The sequence below is a fragment of the Rhodoferax sp. P1_F3 genome, assembly GCF_056405715.1.
This window is the reverse complement of the sequence record NZ_JBFUBO010000007.1, coordinates 203,154-220,054: the sequence shown is the minus strand read 5'-3', so window position 1 is coordinate 220,054 and position 16,901 is coordinate 203,154. Positions and strand designations below refer to the sequence as shown.

Annotated in this window: 19 protein-coding genes; 3 read left to right on the top strand and 16 right to left on the bottom strand. The window is 63.0% G+C overall.

The features are described 5' to 3' along the window. The 3 genes from AC1DZ5_RS13720 to AC1DZ5_RS13710 all read left to right on the top strand — a co-directional run bounded on the left by AC1DZ5_RS13720 (window position 1) and on the right by AC1DZ5_RS13710 (window position 2,491). Window positions 1-747, top strand: coding sequence for a HesA/MoeB/ThiF family protein (locus AC1DZ5_RS13720; RefSeq protein ID WP_477889915.1), 747 nt, complete (start codon window positions 1-3; stop codon window positions 745-747). Window positions 748-860: 113 nt separating this feature from the next. Further along, entirely contained in the window at window positions 861-1,655 is a 795-nt protein-coding gene (locus AC1DZ5_RS13715; protein WP_477889913.1) for a GGDEF domain-containing protein, read from the top strand. Then, window positions 1,655-2,491 carry a MinD/ParA family protein gene (locus AC1DZ5_RS13710; RefSeq protein WP_310339753.1) on the top strand — a complete coding sequence of 279 codons (837 nt, stop codon included), beginning with the start codon at window positions 1,655-1,657 and terminating at the stop codon, window positions 2,489-2,491. Before AC1DZ5_RS13715 ends, AC1DZ5_RS13710 begins: the two co-directional genes overlap by 1 nt. Before the next feature lie 24 nt (window positions 2,492-2,515). Here the strand turns inward: AC1DZ5_RS13710 and AC1DZ5_RS13705 are convergent, their stop codons facing one another. The 16 genes from AC1DZ5_RS13705 to AC1DZ5_RS13630 form a co-directional block, all read right to left on the bottom strand. Beyond that, the gene (locus AC1DZ5_RS13705; RefSeq protein WP_477889910.1) at window positions 2,516-3,349 is read right to left on the bottom strand and encodes a DUF429 domain-containing protein; all 834 of its coding nucleotides are present in this window, start codon (window positions 3,347-3,349) and stop codon (window positions 2,516-2,518) included. Window positions 3,350-3,354: 5 nt separating this feature from the next. Then, window positions 3,355-4,236 carry an EamA family transporter gene (locus tag AC1DZ5_RS13700; protein WP_477889908.1) on the bottom strand — a complete coding sequence of 294 codons (882 nt, stop codon included), beginning with the start codon at window positions 4,234-4,236 and terminating at the stop codon, window positions 3,355-3,357. 9 nt (window positions 4,237-4,245) lie between these two features. After that, on the bottom strand, window positions 4,246-4,668 hold the full coding sequence (locus AC1DZ5_RS13695; protein WP_477889906.1) for a BLUF domain-containing protein: 423 nt from the start codon (window positions 4,666-4,668) through the stop codon (window positions 4,246-4,248). Between the two features lie 4 nt (window positions 4,669-4,672). Beyond that, window positions 4,673-5,392 carry a GTP cyclohydrolase I gene (folE, locus tag AC1DZ5_RS13690; protein ID WP_477889904.1) on the bottom strand — a complete coding sequence of 240 codons (720 nt, stop codon included), beginning with the start codon at window positions 5,390-5,392 and terminating at the stop codon, window positions 4,673-4,675. Window positions 5,393-5,485: 93 nt separating this feature from the next. Next, on the bottom strand, window positions 5,486-6,682 hold the full coding sequence (gene clsB / locus AC1DZ5_RS13685; RefSeq protein WP_477889977.1) for a cardiolipin synthase ClsB: 1,197 nt from the start codon (window positions 6,680-6,682) through the stop codon (window positions 5,486-5,488). Window positions 6,683-6,687: 5 nt separating this feature from the next. Then, on the bottom strand, window positions 6,688-7,428 hold the full coding sequence (locus AC1DZ5_RS13680; protein ID WP_477889902.1) for an endonuclease/exonuclease/phosphatase family protein: 741 nt from the start codon (window positions 7,426-7,428) through the stop codon (window positions 6,688-6,690). After that, window positions 7,425-7,931 (bottom strand): dihydroneopterin triphosphate diphosphatase, encoded by a 507-nt coding sequence (gene nudB, locus AC1DZ5_RS13675; protein ID WP_477889900.1) that lies wholly within the window; start codon window positions 7,929-7,931, stop codon window positions 7,425-7,427. The genes AC1DZ5_RS13680 and nudB overlap by 4 nt, the downstream gene beginning before the upstream one ends. Before the next feature lie 72 nt (window positions 7,932-8,003). Then, complete coding sequence (gene aspS / locus AC1DZ5_RS13670; RefSeq protein ID WP_477889898.1) at window positions 8,004-9,818, bottom strand: aspartate--tRNA ligase; 1,815 nt, start codon at window positions 9,816-9,818, stop codon at window positions 8,004-8,006. Between the two features lie 39 nt (window positions 9,819-9,857). Further along, a complete protein-coding gene (locus AC1DZ5_RS13665; protein WP_477889975.1) occupies window positions 9,858-10,478 on the bottom strand; it encodes a DUF502 domain-containing protein in 621 nt (206 codons plus the stop codon). 30 nt (window positions 10,479-10,508) lie between these two features. Further along, a complete protein-coding gene (locus tag AC1DZ5_RS13660) occupies window positions 10,509-10,841 on the bottom strand; it encodes an FmdB family zinc ribbon protein (protein ID WP_477889896.1) in 333 nt (110 codons plus the stop codon). A gap of 51 nt (window positions 10,842-10,892) precedes the next feature. Continuing rightward, window positions 10,893-12,458: a ubiquinone biosynthesis regulatory protein kinase UbiB gene (gene ubiB, locus AC1DZ5_RS13655; protein WP_477889894.1), complete on the bottom strand. Its 1,566-nt coding sequence runs from the start codon at window positions 12,456-12,458 to the stop codon at window positions 10,893-10,895. Then, entirely contained in the window at window positions 12,455-12,907 is a 453-nt protein-coding gene (locus AC1DZ5_RS13650; protein WP_477889892.1) for an SCP2 sterol-binding domain-containing protein, read from the bottom strand. Before AC1DZ5_RS13650 ends, ubiB begins: the two co-directional genes overlap by 4 nt. Before the next feature lie 154 nt (window positions 12,908-13,061). Then, window positions 13,062-14,042, bottom strand: a complete 981-nt coding sequence (locus AC1DZ5_RS13645; protein ID WP_477889890.1) for a Tim44 domain-containing protein — start codon at window positions 14,040-14,042, stop codon at window positions 13,062-13,064. 22 nt (window positions 14,043-14,064) lie between these two features. After that, the gene (gene ubiE / locus AC1DZ5_RS13640) at window positions 14,065-14,796 is read right to left on the bottom strand and encodes a bifunctional demethylmenaquinone methyltransferase/2-methoxy-6-polyprenyl-1,4-benzoquinol methylase UbiE (protein WP_477889888.1); all 732 of its coding nucleotides are present in this window, start codon (window positions 14,794-14,796) and stop codon (window positions 14,065-14,067) included. 70 nt (window positions 14,797-14,866) lie between these two features. Further along, complete coding sequence (locus AC1DZ5_RS13635; protein WP_477889886.1) at window positions 14,867-15,280, bottom strand: gamma-butyrobetaine hydroxylase family protein; 414 nt, start codon at window positions 15,278-15,280, stop codon at window positions 14,867-14,869. A 4-nt stretch (window positions 15,281-15,284) separates the two neighbouring features. Continuing rightward, window positions 15,285-16,898, bottom strand: a complete 1,614-nt coding sequence (locus AC1DZ5_RS13630; protein WP_477889884.1) for a ShlB/FhaC/HecB family hemolysin secretion/activation protein — start codon at window positions 16,896-16,898, stop codon at window positions 15,285-15,287. Window positions 16,899-16,901: the final 3 nt, after the last annotated feature.

The window sequence follows — 16,901 nt, the reverse complement described above, 5'->3', positions numbered from 1 at the left end:
ATGCAGGACCAGGAACTGCTGCGGTACTCGCGCCACATCCTGCTCGATGAGATTGGCATCGAGGGGCAAGAGAAACTCAACGCCTCACACGCCCTGGTCATTGGAGCCGGGGGCCTGGGTTCTCCAGCGGCCATGTACTTGGCCTGCGCGGGTGTCGGTCACATCACCCTGGTTGACCCCGACACCGTCGATCTGACCAACCTCCAGCGTCAGATTGTCCACACCACGGAGCGCGTGGGCCAACCCAAAGTGGACTCCGCCGCAGCGACCCTGCGGGCACTGAACCCCGAAATCCGGATCACACCGCTGCAGGCATCGGCCGACGCCGCGTCGCTGCAGGCGCTGGTGGCCCAGGCCGATGTGGTGCTGGACTGCTGCGACAACTTCCGTACCCGCCAAGCCGTCAATGCCGCCTGTGTGCAACTGCGCAAACCCCTGGTGTCGGGTGCCGCCATCCGCTTTGACGGGCAAGTGAGCGTGTACGACCCGCGCGACACGGCCAGCCCCTGCTATGCCTGCGCCTTTCCACCCGACGAGCACCCCGAGGAAACCCAGTGCTCCACCATGGGAGTATTCGCACCGCTGGTGGGGGTCATCGGTGCGGTGCAAGCCGCAGAGGCACTTAAGCTTTTGATGGGCCTGGGACCCAGTTTGGCCGGCCGCCTGCTCATGCTGAACGGCCGGGCCATGGAGTGGACCGAGGTGCGCCTGCCACGCCAGCCCCATTGCAGCGTCTGCGGCCATTGAATCGCCCCGAAAATGCCCGCGGAAAGCCGCCCTTCTCCACCGTCAGCGCCGGGTAAAACTTGCCATCGGCATTACCGTTCCTGTTAGACTTTCGCAACACATTTGCTAACGCCTTGGTCACCAAAATATCGCGCTCCTCCATCGAATTGCAAGAACTGCAGTTGGAGGATGCACGCGCCCTGCTGGACCATGACCAAAGCATCACCCTGCCAGCACCCGAGGCCTCGGCAACGGCTTATCTGCAGGGCATCATTGATGGCTTGTGTGAGCTGTCCCTCAAAGACCCACTGACCGGTTTGCCCAACCGGCGACATTTCCGCTCGGTGGTGGACCGCGCCATTGACGTGGTGGCCCGCTCCGGCGAACCTGCCCTGCTGCTGATGCTGGACATTGACCATTTCAAGAGTGTCAATGACAACTATGGCCACCAGGCCGGTGACCAGGTGCTGCAAGCCATTGCCAAATGCCTGGTGGGTTGCGTGCGCCCCATGGACACCGTAGCCCGGCTGGGTGGAGAAGAGTTTTCCGTCATGCTGCCCAGCTGCCACACCTCGTTTGGCAGCGTGGTGGCGGAGCGCATCCGCCACAACATCGAAGCCATGCAGATTGCGATTGCACCGGGTGTCAGCATCCAGGTGACCATCAGCATCGGTGGCGCTTTCGCGCCCGAATGGGTGCGATCCACCGCGGCCTTGTGGACCGAGCGCGCCGACCAACAGCTCTACCGCGCAAAATCAGAAGGACGCAACCGGGTGCTTCTGGACCAGCAACAAGAAGTTTACGTAAGCGCCGAAGAGAAGAACCTTCTCTTTGGTCATTTGTCTCTGGGCGATCCCGCCTGGATCGAAAGTGCGGCCACCGAAGCTTCCGGTGGTAACGCCAATGGCACCATGCAGAGGGTCTATTAATGTCTGACGTGCTAAATCCCCCCGAGTCCGCCGAAGGCAGCACCAGTGTGCCGCTCAAGCCCTTGGGCAAGGTCGTGGCTGTCACCAGCGGCAAAGGCGGCGTGGGCAAGACCTTTGTGTCGGCCAACCTGGCTGCGGCACTGGCCAAACGCGGGCACCGCGTGCTGGTGCTCGATGCCGACCTGGGGCTGGCCAATCTGGACGTGGTCCTGAACCTCTACCCCAAGATCACCTTGCACGATGTGTTCACCGGCAAGGCCAAGCTTGAAGACGCCATCATCCGAGCGCCGGGCGGTTTCTCGGTGCTATTGGCCGGTTCAGGCATGGTCGAGTATTCGCGCCTGACACCCGAAGTACGCGACGACTTCCTGCGCATCATGGCTGGCCTGGTGCCGCACTACGACGTGGTGCTGCTGGACACGGGTGCGGGTATTTCAGACGTGGTGCTGTTTGCTGTGTCTCTGGCGTCAGAAGTGCTGGTGGTGGCCACGCCCGAACCCACCTCGCTGACCGACGCCTATGCCACCATCAAGGTACTGGCCGGACAGCAAAAACGCAAAATCATTCGCATGGTGATCAACCAGACGGCCCGTCTGGGCGATGGCCGTGCCATCACCACCCAACTGCAGCAGGTGCTGGACCGCTTTGTGACGTCAGAGGACGGCAAGCAGTTGCGCTTGGTGCATATGGGTGATATTCCAGCCGACAACTCTGTGCGCCAGGCCATCATGCGCCGCCAGTTGCTCTTGCAAAGCATGCCAGGCTGCCCCGCAGCCATGGCCATTTCCCAGCTCGCACTCAAGATCGAAGAGACCGTCGCCCCCAAAGCAGCTTGAGGTTGCATTAACAATCGCCTCGCTTCAGGCGGTCAAAATCCAGCCCTCCAAAGGGTCCAGGTCCGCTGGCAGGCCATAGCAGGGATGGCCAGCTTGCAATTGCCGTTCCGCCCAGGCGGCTTGCAGCAGGCACAGCACGGCGTCCAGCACGTCCCCCGAGGCATCTTCCACCAGCGCATCGTGCTGCGCATGGCTGAGCTTGAGGCGCAGCTGTAAGCGCGTGTGGCCCATCTCCAGCGCCGTCACCAAGTCTTTGCGCGCAATCAGGCGTTCCGGGGTTTGTTTGGCCACCTCGTCGCTTTTGTAGCTGCGCGTACCCAGCACTTCGCGTGCGAGCAAGCCGGGGTAGGTCTCCAGCGCCACGCGCAGTGCGGCATGGGGCGCCACAGCGGGCTGCAGGCCCGGCAGATGCACGCCAGCATCCAGCAAGCGCGGTACACCCGCATGCAGCATGTAGGCCACGGGCGGATTGACCCATTTCATGGACGGGCTGGAGCCCGCGGGCCCATCCGTGGCGCGGTGGGCAAACTTGCCCCCCACAGGCCGGGCCGCGCAAAAGGCGGCGAAGGTGCCACGGACATCGGCACGCGGCAAGGACGCAAAGTGGCGAATGCAGGCCTCCCATTCCAGCGGCCAGCCTAAGGTGTTGACCAACTCACGGGGCAAGCCGAACGGCAGATCAAAACCACCAATCCAGCCGCGTGGCACGGCCAGCCAGGCCGAGAAGGCATCCAGTGAATCCAGGCGCTCCAGCGATTGCAGTACCACCCGGCCCCGGTCTTGTTCGCCCAGCGCCAGCACGATCTGTTTGCGCCGCGAGGGGCTGCTGGAGAAATCACACCCCACCAGGAGCGCCATGGCCGCTATCCCAGGGCCAGGGCCATTACGCCCACGCCTATGCAGGCTGCCCCGGCCACGCGGGCCAGCCGGTCGCCCTCGCCCAGCAAATGCCCACCCAGCAAGGCGGCGAACAGCATGGACACTTCGCGCGCGGGCGCCACATGGCTCATGGGCGCGACCTGCATGGCGTAGAGCACCAGCACATAGGAGATGGGGCTGATGATGCCCACGATGAGCGCGTACTTCCACTGCTGCGCCCACAGGGCCGCCGCCGCCGGGCGGTCGCGCAAGACTGGCGGCAGTAAAAACGCCAGCCGCACAAAGTTGCCAAAGTAGTCGATCAGGATGGGCGAGAGCAGCAGCACCTTGACCGCATAGCCATCGACCACGGTGTAACTGGCGATGAACACGCCGGTCATCAGGCCATAGACCATGCCCTTACGGATGCGCACGCGCTTGAGGGGGTCATGCGCCTGGCGGAACAGCCCTGGGCCACCAGCCACCAGAAACACCCCTCCCACCACGGCCACAATGCCCAGTCCCCCCAAAGCTGAGATCTGCTCACCCAGAAACAGGATGGCGACCAGCGACGACAGCAAAGGCCCGGAGCCACGGGCGAGCGGGTAGACCACCGTGAGGTCAGCCTTGCGGTAGCCGCGCAGCAGCACCACGTAATAGACCACGTGCAGCACACCGCTGATGGCGACAAAGGTCCATTCGGTCACGCCCCAGCCCGGTACCTGCTGCCAGCCCAGCCACAGGCCCACGGGAGCCCAGAACACCATCAACACCAGCGCGGTAAAGCAGGCAAAGCGCGCGTCGCCGCCCGCCTTCTTGGCGGCAATATTCCAGCTTGCGTGAATCAGGCCAGCAAAAATGACCAGGGCTAAAGCACTAACCGGCATCCGCGCGGGCTACGCTCTACCGATGATGGACGCAGTGGCCATCAGCTCTTCCAGCAGCGCTAAAGAGACTTTGCCCGACACCGAGTACGGGTCCAGCTCGGGCTTCTCAGCGTACTTGAGCAGGATGTTGGTGTTAATCTTGGACATGTTCACCTGGCCCATGGTCCAGCCACCAAAGCGGCGCTCGGTGATCTCTTCGTAGTGCAGCAGCACCACATCCTTGTGGCGGATGTCCTTCTGGATATGGCCATACAGCTCGCTCACCGCCATGCGCCCGCCCTCAATGGCCTGAAGGAAGATGCCGCCACCGTAGCAAAGAATACCGGTGATGCCGCAGGTGGGGTTGTAGTGGCGCGACTGGGTCAGGATGGCCTCGATGGCCTCGGGACGCGCATCAATCGCACGGCTCGCATAAAGCAAACGGACCAACATGGTTTTAGCCTTTCCGGGGGATGAGGGACAAGAACTCACGGCGCAAGGTGGGATCTTTGAGGAACACGCCGCGCATGACCGAGTTGATCATCTTGCTGTCCATGTCCTTCACGCCGCGCCACGCCATGCAGTAATGGCTGGCCTCCATCACAATGGCCAGGCCATCGGGTTGGGTTTTCTCCTGGATCAGGTCAGCCAACTGCACCACGGCCTCTTCCTGGATTTGCGGGCGGCCCATGATCCATTCGGCCAGGCGTGCGTACTTGGACAGGCCAATCACATTGGTATGCTCGTTGGGCATGACGCCGATCCAGATCTTGCCGATGACCGGGCAGAAGTGGTGGCTGCAGGCACTGCGCACGATGATGGGGCCCACGATCATCAGCTCATTGAGGTGGCCCACATTGGGAAACTCGGTGATGGTGGGCGCTTCCACATAGCGGCCGCGGAACACCTCGTTGACATACATCTTGGCCACACGGCGTGCGGTGTTGTCGGTGTTGTGGTCATGCTCGATGTCGATCACCAGGCTGTTGAGCACGCCCTTCATCTTGTCTTCCACCTCGTCCAGCAGCAGGGCCAGCTCACCGGGTTCGATGAATTGCGCAATGTTGTCGTTGGCGTGGAAGCGCTTGCGCGACGCCTGGATGCGCTCGCGGATCTTGACGGAAACCGGGGTTCCTTCGTCGGTGTCGGTGGGGTTCATGGTGCTCTGAGATGTCATAGTCGGGAACGATGTTACCAGTCTTTGGCCGCTCTGTATTTATAAGGTTTTTGGCCTCTAGCCCCCGTATTCATTGCGCTAGCAGCTATCAATTTAATAGCGACGCCCGGTCAGTACCAGGGTCAGGCGCATCAGCCCATAGGCCAGCCAGTCCAGCGCACGCTGGCCCAGAGGCCGCCGCGCATGGGCGACACCGTCCAGGCGGCGGCCATGTTCGGCAATGGCTTGCAGCAGGGCTTGGCGCAACTGGACGGCAAACGCTGGGTCCTGCACCACCACATTGGCCTCGCGCGCCAGCAGCAGGCTTAGTGGGTCCAGGTTGGAGGAGCCCACGGTGGCCCACTGCCCGTCCACCACCGCCACCTTGGCATGCAGGAAGCCGGTCGCGTACTCATGGATCTCCACGCCGGCGTCGAGCAGCGCGCCGTACACCGGGCGTGCCCCGTGGTACTGCATAAAGTACTCGTATTCGCCATTGAGCAACAGGCACACGCGCACACCGCGCCGCGCCGCATGCATCAGCGCCCGACGCAGCTTGCCACCGGGCAGAAAGTAGGCGTTGGCAATGATCACCTCGTGCTGCGCAGCGCCCAGCGCCTTGCGGTAGGCCCGCTCAATGCGGGCGCGGTGGCGCACGTTGTCGCGCAGCACCAATGCGGCGGGAGCGCCCGTGGCATCGCCCACTCCCGCGGGCGCCGCCTGGGCAGCCCGGGTGGCACTGACCAGCGAGGCCTTAGCCTGCGACCACTCCAGCCGCTCCAGCTGCTGGGTGGCCTTCAGCCGGCCCCAGAACTGCCGCATGGTGCGGTGCACGTCAGCCACCAACGGGCCCTGCACCTGCACCGCAAAGTCAAACCGCGGCGAGGTCAGCTGGCCATGGTTCGGGTCGTAGAAATCGTCCAGCACATTGATGCCACCGCAAAATGCAATGCGCCCATCCACCACCGCAAGCTTGCGGTGCAGGCGACGCCAGCGCCCGGGAATCAACAGGCCCAAACGCCCCAAAGGCGCAAACCGGTGCCACTGCACACTCGCGCTGTTCCAGCGTTGCTGCCAGGCTGACGGCACTTCGGGCGTACCCACACCGTCCAACACCACCATCACCTGCACCCCGCGCTGGGCGGCCCGCTCCAAGGCGGCAGCCACGCCCTCGCCCTGCGGGTCGAAGCTGAAGATATAGGTCTCCAGCCGCACCTCTTGCATGCTGGCATCGATGGCAGCAATCAGTGCCGGGAAGTACTCGGCACCGCCCTGCAGCAGCGCCAGGTGGTGGCCGGGTGTGTAGGGCACATCGGTCACTGCGCATCCGCCCACTCAAATTCGGCAATCAGCGGCAGGTGGTCCGACATACGCCACCAATTGCGGCCATGCGGCACAGTAATACCTACGGGCTCCATGCCACGTGCCAGCACGTGGTCCAGCTGTACCAGCGGCAGGCGAGATGGAAACGTGGGATAGCGACCCACCGTGTAGGCCCGCAGGCCCGCAGGCGCAAGCAGGCGCGACACCACCGCAGGGCCATCGTTGAAATCACCCGCCACCACCAACGGCGCATCGTGCGGAATCTCGCGCGCAACGAAATCCACCAGCTGGCCCAGCTGGCGCACCCGGCTGCCGCGGATCAGCCCCAGGTGCACCACCAGCACATGCACTGCACACCCTTCAATCAACAGCTCTACATGCAACAGGCCGCGTTGCTCAAAGCGGTGGTCTGACATGTCCTCGTGCTGGTGGGCCACCACGGGCCAGCGTGAAAGCAGCGCGTTGCCATGCTCGCCATGGCGGGTTACGGCATTGGTGCGGTACACGGCCTCGTAGCCCTCCGGTGCCAAAAAATCGGCCTGGGGCAACTCGGGCCAGTGGGCAAAGTGCGCAGCCTCGCGGTGATGCACCTTGCGCACCTCTTGCAGGCAGACCACATCGGCATCGAGCTGCTCCACGCCGTGGCCCAGGTTGTGGATCTCCAGCCGGCGCACCGGGCCGAGGCCCTGCACGCCTTTGTGGATGTTGTAGGTGGCGATGCGCAGCCGGGTCATGCCGTGGTGCCCAGGCGTTGCTTGGCGGCGTATCGGGGCAGTTGCAAAATTGCCTCCGCGTTGGACGGGGAAAAACACGCATCTGCCGCCGCGTCATAGGGCAGCCACTGGTAGTCCGTGTGTTCGCGCGGGTTCAAGGTCACCACCGAACCGTCCGGCACCTGCACGCCAAACACGCGTTCCAGGTTGTGCGTCACTCCCCGTGCATAGCGGTGGCGCCAGCGCGGGTAGATGCTGTAGACGTTTTCCAGCCCCCAGTCTTGCAGATGGGGCGCCAGCGCACTACCCGGCGTGCAGTCCAGGCCGGTTTCTTCCAGCACCTCGCGGGCAGCAGTGTCGGCCCAGGGCTCGTCCAGCGCATCCTTGCTGCCGGTGACGGACTGCCAGAAGGCTGGCGCGTCCGGGTCCGCCTCGGTGCGGCGAATCAGCAGCACGTCCCAAGCCGGGGTGTAGATCACTACCAGCACAGACTGCGGGATTTTGAAAGACTTGGGCTTGGGCATGGAGGCAAACAAAAAGGGCGCTCACAGAGCGCCCTTTCATTGTGCACCAGCCCTGCGGCCGCGCTTGTAGGATTAGGCCGCTTTCACAGCGTCCAGGTTGCGCAGACGGATGTGCAATTCGCGCAGCTGTTTTTCGTCCACCGGGCTCGGCGCTTGCGTCAGCAAACACTGGGCGCGTTGGGTCTTGGGGAAGGCAATCACGTCGCGGATGGACTCGGCACCGGTCATCAGTGTGACGATGCGGTCCAGACCGAAGGCCAGACCGCCATGCGGGGGTGCGCCGTACTGCAGCGCGTCCAGCAGGAAGCCGAACTTTGCTTGTGCTTCTTCGGGCGTGATCTTCAGTGCGTCGAACACCTTTTGCTGCACATCAGCACGGTGGATACGGACGGAACCGCCGCCCATTTCCCAGCCGTTCAACACCATGTCATAGCCCTGCGAGATGCATTTCTCGGGCGCGGTGACCATCCAGTCTTCGTGACCGGCCTTGGGCGCGGTGAAGGGGTGGTGCACGGCGGTGTAGCGCTGGTTTTCCTCGTCGAATTCGAACATCGGGAAATCCACCACCCACATCGGCTTCCAACCGGCGGTGAACAGGCCGTTCTTCTTGCCAAACTCGCTGTGGCCGATCTTGATACGCAGCGCGCCAATGGCGTCGTTGACGATTTTTTCCTTATCGGCACCAAAGAAAATCAGGTCGCCGTCTTGCGCGCCGGTGCGCTCCAGCACCGCAGCCAGGGCCGCGTCGTGGATGTTCTTGACAATGGGGCTTTGCAGGCCATCGCGGCCCTTGGCCAGCTCGTTGACGCGGATGTAGGCCAGGCCCTTGGCGCCGTAGATCTTGACGAACTCGGTATAGGCATCGATCTCACCGCGGCTGATACCGCCGACTTCTTTTGAGCCGCCGGGCACACGCAGGGCCACCACGCGGCCGCCCTTCATGGTGGCAGCGCCGGAGAAGACCTTGAAGTCCACGTCCTTCATCACATCGGTCAACTCTGCAAACTGCAGGTTCACACGCAGGTCCGGCTTGTCGGAGCCATATAGGCGCGCAGCGTCCTGGTAGGTCATGACCGGGAACTCGCCCAGGTCCACACCGATGGTGTTCTTGAACACCGTGGTGATCATGCCCTGGAACATGTCACGGATGTCTTCTTCGGTCAGGAACGAAGTCTCAATATCGATCTGGGTGAATTCGGGCTGGCGATCGGCACGCAAATCTTCGTCGCGGAAGCACTTGGTGATCTGGTAGTAACGATCGAACCCGGCCACCATCAACAACTGTTTGAACAGTTGGGGCGATTGCGGCAGCGCGAAGAAATGACCGTCGTGCACGCGGCTGGGCACCAGGTAGTCACGCGCGCCTTCGGGCGTGCTCTTGGTCAGCATCGGGGTTTCGATGTCCACAAAACCATTGGCATCGAGGAACTTGCGCACTTCCATGGACACGCGGTAGCGCAGCATCAGGTTGTTTTGCATGTACGGGCGGCGCAGGTCCAGCACGCGGTGTGTCAGGCGCGTCGTCTCCGACAGGTTTTCGTCGTCGATCTGGAACGGAGGCGTCACAGAGGCGTTGAGCACGGTCAGCTCATGGCACAGCACTTCAATCTTGCCGCTCTTCAGGTTGTCGTTGGTCGTGCCGGCAGGGCGCGCACGCACCAGGCCTTTGATCTGCACGCAGTATTCGTTGCGGATGTCTTCGGCCACCTTGAACATGTCAGCACGGTCGGGGTCGCAGACCACCTGCACATAGCCTTCGCGATCGCGCACGTCGACAAAAATCACACCACCGTGGTCACGGCGACGGTTTACCCAACCACACAGGGTTACGGTTTCGCCCAACAGGGCTTCGGTCACAAGACCGCAATAGTGGGAGCGCATGGCCATAGCTTGCTTTCAGTTCGCCGCCCCAAAGGCGGCGGGTTGTTAATGGGTTGGTTGGGGCGCCACGGAACCCATGGAGATCACATAGGTCAGGGCTTCGTCCACGCTCATGTCCAGTTCGATCACATCGGCCTTGGGCAGCATCAGAAAGAACCCGCTGGTGGGGTTGGGGGTGGTGGGTACATACACACTGACGAACTCGCCGTTCAGGTGTTTTTGCACTTCGCCACTGGGCGTTCCGGTCTGGAACGCAATGGTCCAGCTGCCCGCACGCGGGTACTGGATCAGCAAGGCAGTGCGAAACGCATTGCCATTGCTGGAGAACAACGTGTCCGACACCTTCTTGACGCTGTTGTAGATGGACTTGACGATGGGGATGTTGGTGAACAGGCGGTCCCATTGGCGCACCAGCCAACGGCCAGCCACGTTGGACACCAGAGCGCCGGTGAGCAGCAGCGCCAGCACAACCAAAATCACGCCCAGGCCATGGATGGCCCGCAGCTTGTCGATCATCGGCAAGGCCGCCACCGGCAGCAGCGCCTCGAAGCCAGACAGGACCCCACCAAAGATGCCGTCCAGAATGCCGACCATCCACAGAATCACCCAGACGGTGATGGCCAGTGGCAGCCAGACCAGCAGGCCGGTGATCAGGTATTTTTTGATGGGCACGGTATTTCCAGTTCTGCAGACGGGTCAGGAGGTCGATTTGGGCGGGGTGGCTGCAGGCGTGGGGCTGCTAGGGCTGGCTGCTGCCGGGGCTGCGGCGGGCGTGGCATCGGTCTTGGCAGCAGGGGCCGCAGCGCTATCGCCAGTGACTGGCGCCACGCTGGTCGCAGGCGCACTGCCGCCCTTGAAATCGGTCACGTACCAGCCGGAACCCTTGAGCTGGAAGCCAGCAGCGGTCAGCTGCTTTTTGAAGGTGGATTGCCCGCAGGTGGGGCAGTCTTGCAGCGGCGCGTCGGAGATTTTTTGCAATACGTCCTTGGCAAACCCGCAGGACTCGCATTTATAGGCGTATATGGGCATGGAAGTATGGCTCTGACATCAAGTTGCAAAGCCTTCAATTATAAGTGGCGCTTAGAAAACCCCAACGCGCACCACAATCTGCATCACCACCATGCCTAGCGCGAACCCGATCACCGCGGCCACCAGGGTCTGCAGCAGGCGGTTCGTCCGCTTTTGCTCCACCAGCAGCTCTTGCACCAGCTGGCTGTTGTCCGTGCCACGCTGCTGCAAAAACTGGTGCAAGAGCGCCGGCAACTCGGGGATCAGCTTGGCGTAGCGCGGGGCCTGGGCCTTGAGCTCCTTGATCAGTTTTTGCGGCCCGACCTGCTCCAGCATCCATTGCTCCAGAAAAGGTTTGGCAGTAGCCCACAGGTCCAACTCGGGGTCCAGCTCGCGGCCCAGGCCCTCAATGTTGAGCAGGGTCTTTTGCAGCAGGACCAACTGCGGCTGGATTTCCACATGGAAGCGGCGCGAGGTCTGGAACAGGCGCATCAGCACCATGCCGAGAGAAATCTCCTTCAGCGGCCGGTCGAAATACGGCTCACAGACCGCGCGCACGGCGGCCTCTAGCTCGTCCACCCGCGTGCTGGGCGGCACCCAACCGGATTCGATGTGCAGCTCGGCCACGCGCTTGTAGTCGCGCCGGAAGAAAGCCACAAAGTTTTGCGCCAGGTATTCCTTGTCGACTTCGGTGAGCGTGCCCACGATGCCAAAGTCCAGCGAGATGTAGCGACCGAAGGTGGCCGGGTCCAGACTGACCTGGATGTTGCCCGGGTGCATGTCAGCATGGAAAAACCCATCGCGAAACACCTGGGTGAAGAAGATGGTGACCCCATCGCGCGCCAGCTTGGGGATATCCACCCCCGCCGCACGCAGCCGGTCCATCTGGCTGATGGGCACACCCACCATGCGCTCCATCACCAGCACGTCGGTGGTGCAGTAGTCCCACAGCATCTCGGGAATCAGCACCAGCTGCAGGCCTTCCATGTTGCGGCGCAGTTGGGCGGCGCTGGAGGCTTCGCGCACCAGGTCCAGCTCGTCGTGCAGGTACTTGTCGAACTCAGCCACCACCTCGCGCGGCTTCAGGCGTTTGCCGTCGGCCGACAGGCCCTCCACCCAACCCGCCATCATCCGCATCAGGCTCAGGTCTTTGTCGATAACCTTGAGCATGTCGGGACGCAGCACCTTGACGGCTACCTCGCGCTCACGGCCCTGGCGGTCGCGCAGCACGGCGAAGTGCACTTGCGCAATGGACGCGCTGGCCACGGGCGTGCGGTCAAACGACACGAACAGCTCGTCCACCCGCTTGCCCAAGGCCCGCTCCACCATGGCCACGGCCAAGTCAGAAGGGAACGGAGGCACGCGGTCTTGCAGCTTGGCCAGCTCATTGGCAATGTCCAGCGGTAGCAAGTCGCGCCGGGTAGACAGCACCTGGCCGAACTTCACAAAGATGGGCCCCAGGCGCTCCAGCGCCTCACGCAGGCGCTGGCCGCGCGGCGCGTCCAGCTTGCGGCCTACCGAGACAATGCGCGCCAGCAGGTGCAGCCAGGGCTTCTGGAAGCTGGTGAGCACCAGCTCGTCCAGCCCATAGCGCAGCACCACCCAGACGATGTAGACGCCACGGGCCAGACGCGTCATGCGGCGGGGCCGGTGGTGTCGGCAGGCGGCGCGGCGCGCTTGCCCACAAACTGCTGCAGGGCCTGGGCGAAGGTGCGCCCGGTTTGCATGAACAGATGGGCCGGGGCGTCGCCCAGGACGCGGGAGAGGTCTTCCTCCACGTCCCAGCGCACATGGTCAGCCAACCAATTGATTTCGGCGGCCAACTGCACATCACCCTCAATGCGCACCTTGGGTTTGTCGCCTTGCATCAGGGCCTGGGCAATCGCAAAGGGGGATTCGTCGGTGATCACCAGCGTCAGGTCGGCGGTAGCATCGGCCGGTGCCAGGTCCAGCAGACCGGCAGGAGTGGCCTGTACCTTGAAAGTGAAATCGCGCCATTGGCTCAGCACCACTCGCCCCTTTTGGCGCGCCAGCCGCTCCATGGCCTGGGGCTCCTGCTGCAACACATGGTTGAGCAGAAGCACCACGCGGCGGTGGCTTTCTTCAACGGCCCACGCGGGCGGAGCGGGAGGGGTCGGAAGCGCTTTCAAAAAGCCTTCCAGCATAGAAAAGGGGGACTGTGTTGCCATAGTCCCCGATTATTGCTCACCCCCGTGTCGGCGCGCACGCCGGAGACGTCGTTTACTGCAGGGCTTGCACGCCCGCCACCAGCCAGCCGCTGCCGCCTGACTTGGATTTGGTCATGTTCCAGACTTCGCGGAATGGGCTGGGGCCGGCGGAAGGCTCCTCGCGGATCATGCCGGAGAACTCAACGCTGGCCATGTACTCATCGGGCAGTTCTTCGATGCCCAACAGGTGGGCTTCGATCATCACCACTTCGGTCAGGTTGGCGCCGGCACCGGTGTGGGTCTCGCGTTCGGACAGCTGGGCTTGGATTTCCTTCAGCATGTCGTCCGTCATCATGGCGCGCAGGGCGGGAATGTCCGAGCGGTCCCAGGCGGCCTGCAGCGTCACAAAGTTGGACTTGGCAGACTTCAGGAAACCTTCGCTGTCAAAGCCTGCGGGCACACCCCAGGTTTGCGAACCCAGCAAGGCCGAGCCGATCATGGAGCCGCCTTGGGGTGGTTGCTGCGGCGCTTCAAACGCCATGCTATTGCGCTCCCAGGGGCGAGCCGATGCGTCGTTGCCCACGTTCTCGGCGCGGTAGGGCTTGGCCAGCGGTGCGGGCGAAGCGCCTGCGCCCTGGAAGGCAAAGGGTGACGCCTGGGGTTCTGCAGGCTTGCGGCTGCGCATGAACCAGCCCACCAGCATCATCACACCCAAGGCCAGCAGGCCAAACATCAGAATGTTGCCAAACGCGCCGCCCATGCCCAACGAGTTAGCCAGCCATGCCAGCCCCAGGCCGGCGGCCAGGCCACCCAGCATGGCGCCCCAGGGGCGTTTGGGGGCGGCCGCTGGCGCAGGGGCGGCGGGAGCCGGCTTGGCCGCTGCATTGTTCACGCCCTGCGCGGGGGCGGCTGGAGCCGCAGGCGCGGCTTGCCGTTGTGTCACATTGCTGGACTGCTTGCCGAACGACGTGCCGCCGCCCAAGCGTTTGGCGGCCTCTGCATTGATGCCCGACAAGGACAACACCAGCGCCAAACCCAAAGCCCACAATTTCATGATTTCTCCAAAATGATTGTTCTCAACACTTGATTCCAACATGCAATGCGGCAATGCCGCCAGTCAAGTTGTGATAGTCCACATGTCCGAAGCCCACTTTGTGCATCATGGTCTTTAGCTCTTGTTGGCCCGGATGCATGCGGATGGACTCCGCCAGATAGCGGTAGCTGGCGTCATCCCCAGCGATCAGTTTGCCCAGGCGCGGCAGGATCTTGAAAGAGTACCAATCGTAGACTTTCTCCAGTGGTGGCGCCACTTTGGAGAACTCCAGCACCAGCAGCTTGCCACCGGGTTTCAGCACCCGGTTCATCTCGGCCAGCGCCTGGTCCTTGTGGGTCATGTTGCGCAGGCCAAAAGCCACGCTCACCACGTTGAAGTGGTTGTCGGGAAAAGGCAACTTCTCGGCATCGCAGACCAGCGTGGGCAGCACCACGCCAGCATCCAGCAGGCGGTTGCGGCCAGTGGAGAGCATGGCTTCGTTGATGTCGGTGTGCACCACCTGCCCGCTCTTGCCCACCTTTTTGGAGAAGGCCAGGGCCAGGTCGCCGGTGCCGCCGGCGATGTCCAGCGCCTTGTCGCCTTCCTTCAGGTTGGCCACCAGCACGGTGTAGGCCTTCCAGCCGCGGTGCAGGCCGGCCGACATCAGGTCGTTCATCAGGTCGTACTTGGGCGCGACCGAATCGAACACGCCACGCACGTGGCTGGCCTTCTCCGATTCATCAACGGTCTTGAAGCCGAAATGGGTGTTTGTCATGGGTTACAGATAAAAAGTGGCTCTAGCCCCCGCAGAATATGCGCAAGCAGCTCCTGAAACAATAGCAATTTTAATGGCTGGCGCAGCTGTGTCCGCCCTTGGCCGCCATGGGCGCATCGCGTTCGGTGTGGGCGGCCTTGAGTTTGTCCGCGTATTCCTGCCAAAGCCGGTCCGCCTGCGAGCCCAGAAAGTACAGGTAGTCCCAGGTGTAGATGCCGGTGTCGTGGCCGTCGGAAAAGCGTGGCTGCACCGCGTAGTTGCCCACCGGGTCCAGCGCCTCCAGTTCCACATTGCGCTTGCCGGTCTGCAGCGTTTCCTGGCCCGGGCCATGGCCCTGCACCTCGGCCGAGGGCGAGTAGATGCGCATCAGCTCAAACGGAATGCGGAAGTGCGCGCCGTCCGAAAAACTGACCTCCAGTACCCGGGACTGGCCATGCACAGTCAGCGCCTGCGGGGTGGGAGAGTTGGGAGTGAGTCCGGCCATGGTCTTAGAAACGTGCGGTGAGGTTGATATGCAATTTGTCATCCCCTTCGCGGGGGTAGGTCGTGCCACTGGCGGCGGGCAAGGCGCTGCCGGTGATGACGCGACCGTAGTCAGCCGACAGCGAGAGTCCGGAGCGCACGTAGCGCAGCCCCAAGCCCACACTGGCGATATTGTCCGATGCTAGCTTGTTGGCGTTGGGACTGTTGTTGCTCAGCCAACCCGCGTCGACAAAGCCCAGCGCGCGCCATCCAGGCGCCAACTCGGGTGTGGTGATTTCGCCCGAAATCGACAACCCGCTGTCTGCCGAGATGGGCCGCTCGCCCGTGCCGCGCACGGAAGTAGCGCCTCCAATGCCGAACTGCTCGCCCGCTATCAGCGCATCCGGGCTGTACTGAAACTGCCCGCGTACGCCCCACAGCCAGCCACCACCCAGCCCCGCCAGGTAATTGGCCCCGCCATGCACGGCAGTCCAGCTGGCCGTGCTGATGCGGGTGTCTTCGGTGCGGTAAGCCGCTACGTCATTGCCATCGCCGCCCGGCAGGTTGATGGCCACATCGGCGTTGTAGCCCCAGGTGGCCAGGTCCGACTCCAGCCGCGCGTTGTAGCCCAGCGTCAGCGGCAAGCTGCGGCGCGCGGCCTGGCCGGCCAGGGGCACGCCGTTGATCTTGGTCACGTTGAATTGCTTGTCATCCACGCCCAGCAACAGGTAGCTGCGAAAACCGCCCTGCGGTGCCAGATAGTGGTTGTAACTGATGCCAGCTGTCTGGCCCGCGCCCGTGCTCTTGAAGGAACCAAAGTCCCCCAGCACGTCGGACTGGGTGAAGTTGGCTCCCAACACACCGCCCCAGCGGTACATGGGGATGCGGTAGTTCAGCCCGTACTGGCGTACATCGTCAGGCCGCTCCATGGAGGTGGTGAAGGCCAGTGTCAGCGAATGGTCCAGGTCCGCAATGTTGGCGTGGCCAGCAGCCAGCGTCACGCGGTCATTGCCGGTGGCCTTGGAGCCCGTGTTGGCGGCGTTCGCCGACACGTACCAGGGCTTGTCTTCCTTGACCAGAATGCGCGCGTCGATCTTGTCGGGTTGCTCCGACTCCTTGAGCGACACCTGCACCTGCTTGCCTGGGCTCTCGTTGGCAATGGCCGTTTGCACCGCTAGCGTCTGGAAATTGGGCGCCGTGCCCTCGGCCAGCTCGGGCACGCTGGCGCGCAGGTTGGCCTCGCTGTAGCGCTCGCGCCCTTCGATGGTCACCTTGCCAATCACGAACTTCACAATGTTGAGCGTGACGGTGTTGCCCACCTCTTGGGGTGGCAGTGCCACGCGGTGCAGCAGGTAGCCACGCTCTTTCAGCGCGGCCTCCAGCGCCTGGGTGGTTTTTTGCAGCGTCTCGATGGTGGCGTCGTTGCGCAGGTAAGGCGCCAGGATGCGCGACACATCCGAGGACGACAGCGGGTTGTCCCCTACGATGTCAAAGCCACGGATCACAAAACTGGGGTTGCTGATCACAGGAGACGCGGGGGCCGGCGCCTGCTGGGCATTGGCGGCGGGCCCGAGCCATAGGACGGCACAGGCCAGGGACAGGGACAGGGCGTGCGACGGAAATTTGGAGAGCTGGGGCATGGG